At 60.7% G+C, this 12392-nt stretch carries 9 protein-coding genes; 6 read left to right on the forward strand and 3 right to left on the reverse strand.

The window, feature by feature from the left end:
- The first annotated feature begins 106 nt into the window (after positions 1–106).
- The 3 genes from ACWKV4_RS18355 to ACWKV4_RS18365 all read left to right on the forward strand — a co-directional run bounded on the left by ACWKV4_RS18355 (position 107) and on the right by ACWKV4_RS18365 (position 4967).
- Positions 107–2446 carry an FdhF/YdeP family oxidoreductase gene (locus tag ACWKV4_RS18355; protein ID WP_483833534.1) on the forward strand — a complete coding sequence of 780 codons (2340 nt, stop codon included), beginning with the start codon at positions 107–109 and terminating at the stop codon, positions 2444–2446.
- 92 nt (positions 2447–2538) lie between these two features.
- On the forward strand, positions 2539–4482 hold the full coding sequence (locus ACWKV4_RS18360) for a DNA topoisomerase III (protein WP_483833535.1): 1944 nt from the start codon (positions 2539–2541) through the stop codon (positions 4480–4482).
- A gap of 74 nt (positions 4483–4556) precedes the next feature.
- A complete protein-coding gene (locus ACWKV4_RS18365) occupies positions 4557–4967 on the forward strand; it encodes a low affinity iron permease family protein (protein WP_483833536.1) in 411 nt (136 codons plus the stop codon).
- Positions 4968–5054: 87 nt separating this feature from the next.
- Here ACWKV4_RS18365 and ACWKV4_RS18370 read toward each other — a convergent pair whose 3' ends face one another.
- Positions 5055–5246: a DUF6021 family protein gene (locus tag ACWKV4_RS18370; RefSeq protein WP_483833537.1), complete on the reverse strand. Its 192-nt coding sequence runs from the start codon at positions 5244–5246 to the stop codon at positions 5055–5057.
- Between the two features lie 76 nt (positions 5247–5322).
- Positions 5323–9495 (reverse strand): PAS domain S-box protein, encoded by a 4173-nt coding sequence (locus tag ACWKV4_RS18375; protein WP_483833538.1) that lies wholly within the window; start codon positions 9493–9495, stop codon positions 5323–5325.
- A gap of 354 nt (positions 9496–9849) precedes the next feature.
- Between ACWKV4_RS18375 and ACWKV4_RS18380 the strand changes: the two genes are divergently transcribed.
- Positions 9850–10059: a hypothetical protein gene (locus ACWKV4_RS18380; protein ID WP_483833539.1), complete on the forward strand. Its 210-nt coding sequence runs from the start codon at positions 9850–9852 to the stop codon at positions 10057–10059.
- Positions 10060–10077: 18 nt separating this feature from the next.
- On the opposite strand, the gene ACWKV4_RS18385 is transcribed toward ACWKV4_RS18380, so the two are convergent.
- The gene (locus tag ACWKV4_RS18385; protein ID WP_483833540.1) at positions 10078–10551 is read right to left on the reverse strand and encodes a DNA methylase; all 474 of its coding nucleotides are present in this window, start codon (positions 10549–10551) and stop codon (positions 10078–10080) included.
- 92 nt (positions 10552–10643) lie between these two features.
- Here ACWKV4_RS18385 and ACWKV4_RS18390 point away from each other — a divergent pair, with 92 nt between their 5' ends.
- Together ACWKV4_RS18390 and ACWKV4_RS18395 are read left to right on the forward strand one after the other, a co-directional pair.
- A complete protein-coding gene (locus tag ACWKV4_RS18390) occupies positions 10644–11504 on the forward strand; it encodes a nuclease-related domain-containing protein (RefSeq protein WP_483833541.1) in 861 nt (286 codons plus the stop codon).
- 113 nt (positions 11505–11617) lie between these two features.
- A complete protein-coding gene (locus ACWKV4_RS18395; protein ID WP_483833542.1) occupies positions 11618–12103 on the forward strand; it encodes a GNAT family N-acetyltransferase in 486 nt (161 codons plus the stop codon).
- The last annotated feature ends 289 nt before the right edge of the window (positions 12104–12392 follow it).

Below are 12392 nucleotides of genomic sequence, written 5' to 3' on the forward strand. Positions count from 1 at the left end.
ATGCGCGGGCGGCGGTCGCAAGGGGGCAGATCATCCGCTAGCCAGACCGAACCTTTATCTGCTTCGTCGCGTCGTAACAAATTATGACTTCGAAGAAGACCGTGCCATGCGCCTGCACCCCCATGCCCGTTTCAAACCCTATACCCATGCCGCAGGTGGCTGGGGTTCAGCGCAGTCAGTGGCGGCGATTCTGCTTCGTGAAAAAGCCATGGGTAAAGGGCCCGCAGCCTTGCTCAAACAGAACAAGCCTGGTGGGTTTGCCTGCGTAAGCTGCGCGTGGGCCAAACCGGGTAAGCCCCATCCCATGGAATTTTGCGAAAACGGCGCCAAGGCGACCGCCTGGGAACTGACCTCATTGCGTGCCGGGCCGGATTTCTTCAGCCAGCACACCCTGACCGAACTGCGCACCTGGCCGGATTACGACTTGGAGCAACAGGGCCGATTAACCCAGCCCATGCGCTACGACGCCGCGAGTGATAAGTACCAACCCGTGCCTTGGGCTGAGGCTTTTGCCGCCATCGGCGAGACCCTCAACAGCCTGCCGACCGAAAGCGTGGTGTTCTATGCCTCAGGCAGGGCTTCGTTGGAAACCTCGTTCATGTACCAGTTGCTCGCTCGCGGCTATGGCAACAATCATCTGCCAGACAGCAGCAACATGTGCCATGAAAGCACCTCGGTTGGCCTGCAGGAGAGCATTGGCGTGCCGGTGGGTACCGTGACCCTTGCGGATTTCGAGACCACCGATTGCTTCTTTTTCTTCGGCCAAAACGTAGGCAGCAACAGCCCGCGCATGCTTCACCAGTTGCAAGAGGCGCGCGAGCGCAACGCGCAGGTCATCACGTTCAACCCGCTGCGCGAGCGCGGCTTGGAGCGGTTCGTTAACCCGCAGAACCCTGTTCAGATGATCGGCCCTGACTCCACCACCATCAGCACCCAATACCATCAGTTGGCTATTGGCGGCGACTTGGCGGCGATGGCGGGCATCATCAAAGCCTTGTTCGCGCTAGATGCCGAGGCCCAGGCCAGCGGCAAGCCGGGGGTACTGGACCGGGCCTTTATCGCTGAACACACCACAGGTTTCGAAGCCTTCGAAGCACAGATCCATGGCTACCGCTGGGACGACCTGGAGCGCCGTTCGGGCTTGAGCCGTAGTGCCTTGGAAGCCACCGCTCGCGTCTATGCTCGCAGTGAACGGGTAATGGGGATCTATGGCATGGGTCTGACCCAGCATCGCCATGGGGTAGCCAATGTGCAGATGTTGGTTAACCTGCTGCTGCTGCGCGGGAATATCGGCAAGCCAGGCGCGGGCATTTGCCCAGTGCGCGGCCACTCGAATGTTCAGGGCCAACGCACGGTAGGTATCACCGAAGACCCGAAAAAAGTCCCCGGTGAAAAAATCCTTGAGGTGCTGGGCATCACTGTGCCGGAAACGAAAGGTTTTTGTACCGTGGACGCCTGCGAGGCCCTGATCGATGGCCGGGTTAAAGGGTTCGTCAGCCTGGGGGGCAATTTCATTCGGGCCGTGCCTGATACCTACCGTATGGAGCCCGCCTGGCAGGCGCTTACCCTTAATGTGCAAATCGCCACCAAACTTAACCGCAGCCACCTGCTGCCTGCCGCTAACCAGTGGTTACTGCCCTGCCTGGGCCGTATCGAGATCGACCGCCAGGAGGGTATCGAGCAGCGCTGGGGCATCGAGGACAGCACTGGCTGCATTGCAGGCTGGAAGGGGCAAAGCGAGCCGGCCAGCGAACACTTGCTGTCCGAGCCTGCCATCGTGGCCGGTATCGCTCAAGCGACCCTGGCGCCAAACCCTAAGCTGGACTGGGACGCCTGGCGCCGGGACTACCGTAAGGTGCGGCAGGCTATCAGCCAGGTGTACCCAGAGACCTTCCACGATATGGAAGTGCGTATGGACGAGCCCGGTGGCTATCACCGGCCGCTGCCCGCGACCGAGCGCCAATGGAAAACCCAGAGCGGCAAGGCGCAATTCATGCCTATGCCCTCCTTGGACGCCGACCCTGACATGCAGGTGGGCGGCGAGCGCCGTGACGTATTGCAACTGATGACGCTGCGCAGCAATGACCAGTTCAATACCACCATCTATGGCTACGATGACCGTTTCCGTGGGGTGAAAGGCACCCGCAAGGTGCTGTTTATGAACACCAGTGATATCACCCGCCTGGGCTTCGTACCGGGGGACTGGATCAAAGTCACCACCGCTGTCGACACGGCCGTTACCCGCAGCGTGGGCCCGTTGCAGGTGCTGGCCTATGACATTCCAACCGGTTGCTGCGCGGGGTACTACCCCGAATGTAACCCCTTGGTTCCGCTATGGCACTACGCCGAGAAGAGCAAGGTGCCGGCAGCGAAGTCTGTACCGGTGACCCTGATGCGCGCCAGCATGGAGCCCGGCGCCATGCCCATCGAGCTCAAGCGCGGCTAAGGACGTATTTAGCTGTATATCTATCCAGATAAACCCTTGCATCCTTGCCCTGCCCCGGCCATTCTTGCCGGGTCTGGCAATGGGTGAATGCAATGCGGCTGTTTCTCTGTGAAAAACCTTCTCAAGCGCGGGATATCGCCAAGGTACTGGGCGCGCGTGGCAGGGGCGATGGCTGCCTCGTAGGGGCCGGCGTCACGGTAAGCTGGTGCATCGGTCATTTGCTCGAAACCGCCCCGCCGGATGCTTACGACCCGCGTTACAAGCAATGGAGCCTGGATCACCTGCCCATCGTTCCTACCCAATGGCGGATGCAGGTCAAGCCCAAGACTGCCAGCCAGTTTAAAGCCGTGAAACGCCTGTTGGGCCAGGCCTCGGAAGTGGTGATCGCCACCGACGCCGACCGTGAAGGGGAGATGATCGCTCGGGAGCTGCTGGACCATTGTCGGTATCGCGGGCCGGTTCAGCGGCTATGGCTGTCGGCGCTGGACGACGCCTCTATCCGCAAGGCCTTGAATGCCCTTCGCCCGGGCGAATCTACCTTCAGCCTGTACCATTGCGCCCTGGGCCGGTCACGGGCGGACTGGCTGATTGGCATGAACATGAGCCGTCTGTTTACCCTGTTGGGGCGCCGCTCCGGTTATCAAGGCGTGCTGCCGGTCGGCCGAGTGCAAACCCCTACCCTGCGGCTGGTGGTGGACAGGGACCGCAGCATCGCCGCCTTCCAGCCGGTGCCCTGGTGGGGGGTCGACGTGCGCCTGGTGGCCGCCCATGAGGGGCGCGCCGCGCAGCCCTTTATCGCTCAATGGCAGGCGCCCAAGGTGGCCTGCGACGAGGAGGGCCGCTGCGTTCAACAACCCATTGCCGCGGCGGCCGCAACAAAAATGGCCACCGCAAGCACCGCTGAGGTTCGCGATATACGCACCGAGCGGGTGAAGGAAGGCGCGCCCTTGCCATTCGACCTGGGCACCTTGCAGCAGGTGTGCTCACGCAGGCTGGGCCTGGGCGCGCAAGAAACCCTGGACATTGCCCAGGCGCTGTACGAGACCTATAAAGCCATCACCTACCCCCGCAGCGACTGCGGGTACCTGCCTTTGAGCCAACATGGCGAGGCCAAGGCCATACTGGCCAATCTCAAAGGCGCCGACCCTAGCCTGGGCACACTGGCGCCTCACCTGGATGCCAGCCGCCGCTCTCGGGCCTGGAACGACGCCAAGGTCTCTGCTCACCACGGCATTATTCCCACGGCAGCCGCGCCACACCTCGCCAAGTTGCCGCCCAAGCACAAAGCCGTGTACGAACTGGTGCGCGCCCGTTACCTGGCGCAATTCCTGCCCGATCACAGTTATGACCGCACCCGCGCCACCTTTGACTGTGCGGGCGAAACACTCCAGGCCACTGGAAAACAGGTACTGGAGCCAGGCTGGAAGCGCGCCCTGCCCGAGGCGCTGGCGGCTCAGCCAGGGCGCGAGCCCCCACAACCACTACCGGCATTGAGCAAGGGCGACCCTTGCCCGGTGCGCGGCGTGCAGCTTAAGGATAACTGGACACAGCCCCCTAAGCCCTTTACCGAAGGGGACTTGATCAGCGCCATGAAAAACGTCGCCCGGCTGGTGGAAGATCCAAAGCTCAAGCAGAAGCTGAAGGAAACCACTGGCATCGGCACTGAAGCTACCCGGGCGGGCATCATTCAGGGCTTGCTGGACCGGGGCTACCTGTTAAAGGTGGGCAAGGCGCTCAATGCCTCGCCAGCCGGTTGCAGCCTGGTGGATGCGGTACCGCGCGCCATTACCGACCCAGGCACCACGGCCATTTGGGAGCAGGCCCTGGACATGGTGCAAAGCGGTGAGATGTCACTGGAGGATTTCCTCTTGCGCCAATCGACCTGGATGAGCAAGCTGATCGAACGCTGCCGGGGGCTGAATGTTGTGATTCATGGTCAGGCACCAGCGCCGGCCTGGGGTAAAAAACGTAAAGGAGGCAGCACCCGGCGGCCCGCAGCCAGTAAAAAGCGCGCTATAAAACGGGCGGCTGAATGATTTTTCATGGCGTGGCTGAAGCCGATAAGCCCTGGCCGTTGTCTTTTACCTTAGGAAACAACAAGGTAATTCGCATGACGTTTTCAAGCTTTTCTCAAGCGCTAGCAAAAAAGGCCGGCAGCCCCAAAGCCTTTGCCACCGCGTTGGTACTGATAGTGGCCTGGGCATTGACCGGGCCCTGGTTCCACTACAACGATACTTGGCAGCTGATCATCAATACCTCGACTACCATCATCACCTTCCTGATGGTGTTCGTGATTCAGAATACCCAAAACCGTGACAACGATGTATTGCACATCAAGATCGACGAACTGCTACGTGCGACCAAAGAGGCCCGCATGGCAGTGGTAAACCTGGACGATTTGGATGCTCGCCAGCTCAAGACCATTCGCAAGCAGTACAAAAGCATGGGGGCGGGAGAGGAAATAGAGCTGCTGCAGGAAGAAACTACCGTTACTGCCAAGGATGCCCCCGCGCAGCCTTGATTGTAAGAGCCACCAAAGCTGGCGAAAAACCCCCTGTTCGCCAGCTTTGTTCGCCAGCTTTGCTGGCTCCCACAGGCAGTGTCACGGTTATTCTGGCCCGCCATCATAGGGCGGGTAGCTATTTCCCTCGCCCCGTTTATTGGACTTGTCCACCTTGCCCACGGGGGGCTTGGCCGGCTCTGTCGGGTCTATCATAGGGTCTTTCAAATCCGGAGAGTCTTCGTCGAAGCCCGGGACATCATGTTTTCCGGTCAAGTCGTTAGTGCGGTCGGTAGCCATGGTCATTGTCTCCTTCAAGGTGTGCAACCTTTGAGGCCCCCGGCCTACATTGGTGCCCTGGCCGGGACGAATGGGCCTAGGCCAAACGTGCCTGCAACTGGGCTTCGCTGGCGATCAGCAGCGCCATAAGCTCCCTGGCCGCTTCACCCGTTGCCACGGCCTGTACGGTCAGTACGTCGTCCCGCTCAAGCGTCGACTCCAACTTGCCTGCCCGCATGGACAAAGCCTTGGCGCCGATATTAGCGGCGCTGCCCTTGATGGCGTGGAAGATCGCCCGAGCCGCCGCGCGATCGCCAGTCGGCGCGAGGTCTTCTAGGCGCTTGAGCAGGTCACGGGTATCGGTGGCAAAGATTTCCAGCACATTGCGTAGCAGCTCCAGGTCTCCACCAAAGCGGCCGGTGACAGCGCTCCAGGCTTCGAGCAGGCCGTCTTCCACAGGCACGGCAACCACGGCAGGCGGTTCTGCACGGCCCCGCCCTACCCAGTCATTGATGCACTTGACCAAGCCGGCCAGTTCCACCGGCTTGCTGATGTGATCGTCCATGCCAGCGGCCAGGCAGGCTTGGCGGTCTTCCACCGAGGCATTGGCTGTCATGGCGATGATCGGCAAGCCATTGAAGCGCCCGTCCAGGCGAATGCGCCGGGTGGCTTCAAGCCCGTCCATTTCTGGCATTTGCACATCCATCAATACCGCGTCGTAGGTATTGGGCGCATCGTTAAGCGCAGCGATCGCTTCGAAACCATTGCCCGCCAAGGTCACGTTAGCGCCTTCCAGGTGCAACAGGCCACTGGCGACCTGGCGATTCACGGCGTTGTCCTCCACCACCAGCACATGCAGGCCTGCCAAGCGCTTGGGTTGACGCTCCGGTGCTGGCGGTGGCGTCATGGGCCGGCCTTCGACTACGCCCAATATACAATCGCGCAGCTGGCGCGGCGTTACCGGCTTGCTCAGGGTAGTGGCAAACAACGCTTTATGGGGCGAGGGTTCCAGTAATGCCAATTGGTCGGCATAGGCCGTTACCATGATCATATGGGGGGCCTGCCCCCTGGGCAGTGCTTCTTGAATCAACCTGGCCGTGGCCACGCCGTCCAGGTCAGCCATACGCCAGTCCATCAGCACCACATCATAGGGCGCCGCCGTGCCGACCACTCGCCGTATGCGCTCAAGGGCCTCCTTGCCTGAAAACGCCAACTGCACCGTCCACCCCAGGGCCTGCACGGTCCGCGACAGTACATCGGCGCTGGTCGGGTTATCGTCCACTACCAACAGGCGCAGCGGCAGGCGACGGCCCGGCAACGGCAAGGGTACCTCTCCGCCATCCTGCACGCGCAGGGGCATATCGAACCAGAACCGGCTGCCTACATCCACCTCACTGTCCAGGTGCAGCTCGCCGCCCATCAGCATCAGCAGGCGGTTACTGATGACCAAGCCCAGGCCGGTACCGCCAAAGCGTCGGGACGTGGAGGTTTCCGCCTGATTGAAGCCTTCGAAGATGCGCTCACGCTGATCACTACTGATGCCAATACCGCTGTCGCTAACGCTGAACCTGAGGATGACGGTGCCCTCGCCCCGCTGTATCACCTCAAGCTTGACCACTACCTCGCCGGTCAGGGTGAACTTCAACGCGTTACCGACAAGGTTGACCAGTACCTGTTTCAGGCGCAGGGAATCGCCCACCAGCATCGAGGGCACAGCGGGATCGATGTCGAATACCGCCTCCACGTCCTTGCCCCCTTGGTTGCCGGCAATGATCACCGCCAGCTCCGCAAGCAGTTCATCCAGCTCAAAGGCATGGCTGTCTAACTTCAGCTTGCCGGCTTCTATCTTGGAGTAATCCAGAATGTCATTGAGCAGCTCCAGTAACGAACGCGCAGCCTGGCGCGCCTTGGCCACATAATCGCGCTGCTGAGCGTCCAACTCGGTGCGCTGAGTCAACTGCAACATACCCAGTACGGCGTTGAGGGGCGTTCGAATTTCATGGCTCATGTTGGCCAGGAAGGCCGACTTGGCCGCGCTGGCCTGGTCGGCGCTGAACTTGGCCTGGCGCAGGGTGGCTTCGATTTCCTGTTGCAGGGTGATGTCCCGGTTGATTCCGGTGACCCGCAAGGGCTTGCCATCAGCGTCCAGTTCGATTCGGCCACCTGCCTGGATATGGCGGATCTGCCCGCTGGGCACCAGCACTCGGAAGGTCATCGAGTATTGCTCATGGCGCTCCAGCATCCCGTTCATCACCGCATTACAACGGGCTACGTCGTCTGGGTACAGGCAGCGTAGCCAATCCTCGTAATGCAGCCGCTCCGGCTGAGAGGGGGTAAGGCCATACAATTCATACATGCGGGCGTTCCAGCTGAGCGAGCCGTCGGCCAGGTTGTAACTCCAAATACCCAGTTCCGCCGCGTCTGCCGCCAGCAGCAGGTGGTCCCGGGCGGCCAGCAGCTCATTGCGCTGCTTGATTTCGGGGGTGATGTCCGTCACCACACACACGAACACCCGCGCCTCGCCGCTGTATTTCATCCCTACCGATATACGGGTGGGGAATACGCTGCCATCCTTGCGCAAGCCATGGATCTCCTGGCTGCGGGTAGAGGGCGCGGCCAGCTCCAGGGTACGGGTCACGAATTGCTCGTACGCGGGCCAATGGTGTTGAGGAATCAGGCGGGTCACGTGCTGGCCAATGATTTCATCGGCTTCATAGCCGAACACACGGGTGCTGGCAGGGTTGAAGGACAGTACCGTGCCGCTTTCACTGATACTGAGTACCGGGTCGATTACCGTGTCCAGAATCGCCTGAGTCGTGGCCTGGCTCTCGTGTACCTGCTCCTTGAGCGCTTCGTTCTGAACTTCGATACGTTCGGTTTGGGCTTTTTGCAAGGTAATGTCGCGCGCCGTGACCGAGGCCCCGACCACTGTGCCGTTGACATTGCGCACCGGCGAAGGGGTGATCGCCACTTGAATACGTTGGCCGGTTTTGTGCAGCCGCACGGTCTCAAAGTGCGTTAGCTGATCCCCATGGGCGATTTTATCCAGCATCAGGCCCTCTTCGTCGAAGCGCTCCGGTGGCACGATCAACTGCGTGATAGGCCTGCCGATGGCCTCGCGGGCGCTATAGCCAAAGAGCTGCTCGGCGCCCCGGTTCCAACTGCTGATCATGCCGTCCAATGTCTTACCGATAATGGCGTCCGAGGCGCTTTCAACAATGGCGCCCAACTCCATCCGCGCATGGGCGATTTCCCGCCGCTGGGCCCGGCTCACCGCAATGGCGCCGGCAAAGCCGGCCAGTACCAGGCTCAGAGCGAGCCCGCCAAGCCATAGGTACACCGGGGGGACCACGCCTTGGCGGGCAACGAAGGCGCGAGTCACGCTGAATTCAAAGCACCACTGGCGGCCAAACATCATCCGCTCGAAGCGCTGAGGGTATAACCCAGGCGGCGACATGTCCGCGCCATGGTTGTCGAAAAAGGTCAGCGGCAGCGCTTGGCCCTCAGAAAGATCGGACAGGCGTACGTTGAGCAACTGGCTATCGATGCGCAGCCCCTGCAACACCTCGCTCATCAGCAGCGGCGCGTAGCTCAACCCTACGGCCTGGCGACGGCGCTCCTCCACCGTGTCAGGGGTTTTGGGTGTGCGGTACACCGGCATCAGCATCAAGAACGATTGCTGTGGCTTGGACTGCGCCTGCATCAAGGTAATGGGCTGGGTAAGCCGCACCTCACCCGTATCTATCGCTTCCTGCAAGGCCTTGCGCCGATGGGGTTCGGAGGCGATATCAAAACCTACAGCGCTGCGGTTACCCTGGTTCGGTTCAATGTACTGAATGATCCATTTATCGCCGTTGTGGGGGCCGAGGCTATTGATGGAAAACCCCTGTCCGGCTTCGGCTCGGGCCTTGGCAAGGAAGGCTGGCTCATTTTCGGCCGGGATTCGGCGCACGAAGCCAAAGCCCCGCGCGCCCGGAAACTCAACGGCCACATCGCGGGATTCCGAATAGCGCCGGAACAGCTCACGGGTGAGGTTGCCTTCCCCTGCCGTCAGCACAGCACCGCGCACACCGCGCAGACCATACTGATACAACTGGACGCGGTTAAAAACCGCATCGGTGGTGTCCTGAACAATATCTTCCACGGCAAGCCGCACCCGCGCTTCATTGGCGCGCGCGACCAGCCAAGCACAACTGGCAGACAGCACAAGCCCGATCACCAAGGTGACCAAGGCAGTGGGGTAGAAATTGGAACGCGTCCGTGTGGTCATCGCACCTCTTCCTTGTGGGCCTCAATGAACTGCCTGCCCGTTGTATTCAGGATAGCCTCCGACGACATAAACGCTTGGTGAAAGACAGATACCACCTGAATCATTCCATCACAACCCTGGATCAGCCGAGGTTCAGGCCTTGGTCAGCTGGATCCTAATGCAGGTTCCCAAGCCCAACCCACGCCTTTTCATGATGCCGCGATTGCCTATGACAAGCCTGGCGGTTGCTCGACATTTGAAGTACGTCACAGATCTTAGGTGCCATAAATGACCGCACTGAACCTCTAGAACATTCCACAGGTCACTTTGGATGACGCGCCAGCACGGCGCGGTAGTTCGCCTGGAGTTCGTGCAATGACCCTGCCTGCGCTGTTCCTCAACGCCGTGTTCTGCACCAGTGAAGCTCATACCACTTGCATGCCGCCCCAGTTCGTTTGGGCCGCCGAGACGTTCGTGCGCGAAGATAAACGCGTGCAACAATGCAGCGAGAAGGCCACGGCCATGAATGAAAAACGCAAAGACCTTTCGGTGCTCTACCGCTGTGACGCGACCAAAGGTGCCTGACCGCCAATACCCAGGCCACTAAGCCTGCGCAGGGAATAGCACAGGCGCTGCCTCGCGCATAAAGATCTCCAAGGTTTTTGGCCCTACCCCCTTGAGCGCCAGCAAGTGTTGGTCGAAGGCAGCACGGCCGCCACAGGTCGCTGCCAACGTCACCAGGCTGCCCTCGCAAGAAGCCTGCAACACCTTGCATACCTCTTGCAGCCGGGTTGCCGTGGATTCGTCATAACGGCTGTAATGCCCTTCGTTAAGCATGCTCACCAACCTGCCGTGGGAACAGCGTTGCAACTTAGCCACGCTGGTACAGCCATGCTGCCGATAGATCACCGCCCACGTGCGGGCGGCGATACGTTGAGAAATGCGTTTGCCGAACAGATAACTGGCCAGAAACCAGCCGAACAGGGCCTCTTCCGCGCCCTGGGCCAGATCCAACCCAAGGTCTGCGGCCCGGGCGGGCTTGCTCGTCTGGCCTTTGGCGCCGCCATTGGCTGACATGGGAACCTCATTCAGTCGAAGGGTACTGATTCATCGACCTGCCTGGGCGAAGGTGGTTCGATCCCGCTTAAGCCTGAACCCTGCAAAGCGCTGTGCTAGACGCCCTGCGCGCCGACGAGCGTGCATTGCGACGACGGCGGCGGCGTGATATCAAGCTGCTCCCATTTCTGGTTGCACCTGTGTACGCCCCCATTCACGTGTTTTACCCTTTGATCGTCCCCGGGGTTTGGCTGGTCGCCGCCTGGCTACTGCATGGTCTGTCTAAAACCGCCTGGGCCCGTGGCCACCTTGGCGAGCTACTGGTCAAGCTGCGCGCGTGGCGTGGGCTATCGGGCGATACCTATCAGGCGTTCCATAACGTCACCTTGCGCACGCCGGCGGGCACGACTCAGATCGACCATGTGTTCGTATCTGTCTATGGAGTATTCGTGGTGGAAACCAAGCATATGCGCGGGGTCATCCAGGGCAGCGAACGCCAGCCCCGATGGACCCAGGCCTTCGGCCAAAAGCGTTTTGAGTTCCAAAACCCCTTACGGCAGAACTACAAGCACCTCAAAGCCTTGGAGGCCGTGCTTGGCGTAGCCCCGGAACAGCTGCACTCGCTGGTGGTGTTCACCGGCTCTGCCCGGCTCAAGGGCGAACTGCCAGCCAACGTGATGCGGGGCGGGGCCTTCGTGCGCTACATCAAAAACATACGCACGCCGCTGTTTACCCAGGCTCAGGCGAACGCCTTGGCACAAGCGCTACAGCAACATCGACTAGCCCCTAACCGGGCGACGCACCGTGCTCATGTCGCGCAATTCAAGCGCCGTGGCACAGCGGTCAATATCCCTAGCTGCCCTGAATGCGGCGAACCCATGCGCCTGCGTACCGCCAGAGGGGGTGCTACGCCAGGGGCTGCCTTCTGGGGCTGTTCCCGCTTCCCAGAGTGCCGAGGCACGCAAAAGCTCTGAGCCCCTTACTGTGCTCGTGGGTCAGTGCATCAACCCTTCCTCTGGTTCTGCTTGAGAGGCGCCACCCGGTACCGTTGCGTATGATGCCCATGATGTTGCCTTGGTGACCGCCTATGAACCCTGCGCTGGTGCCCTATACCTCATTGTCCACCCAGCAGGTAGCCACGCTGCGCGAGCTGCACGTCAGGCCCGAGCAGCTTAAAGCCTGTGGCAGCATCGACTCGGCACTGTATACGCTACAGGCCGGCCCTAGCCACGCGGTCAGCGGTTGGGCGTTAATGCACGGCCAACAGCCACGGGGCTTTTTGTTGCTAATGCGCGCGCCCTGCCTGCCTGGCTGGGCGGCGCCCAGCAGCGCCTTGGTGATGTCTCTGCAAGTGGACCACCGCTACCAGGGCCAAGGTTTAGGCAAGGCCTGCTTGCAAGCGCTGCCCCAGGCGGCGCGCGGGCTATGGCCTGAGATCGACCGCCTGACGCTGTCGGTGGCGCCCTCCAATCATGCCGCGTTGGGGCTTTATAAGGCGCAGGGTTGGGTCGATTGCGGGCCAGGGCACCGTGCCCAGGTGGGCTACGAACGCCAACTGGTACTTCACTTTTAAGCCGTGGCGCGCTGCTGGGCCAATATTGCCTGCTATCAGGGCTGAACCACACGGCTGTGCATGGCATGCGCCATCAAAGCGGCGTCAATCGCCCGACGAATGGTATATACCTTTCCCCTCAAGCAAACCGAGTCCACGACGATAACCATTACAAAGGTTCTCTAGGCCAAACCCGGCACAGCCCAAGCCAGAGCACCTAATAAACAGCCACCCCCGAGGGATTCGTCATGTCGTTGACCGTTAACACCAACATCGCTTCGCTGACTGTTCAAAACAACCTGAACAAAGC

The organism is Pseudomonas artemisiae (assembly GCF_057128685.1).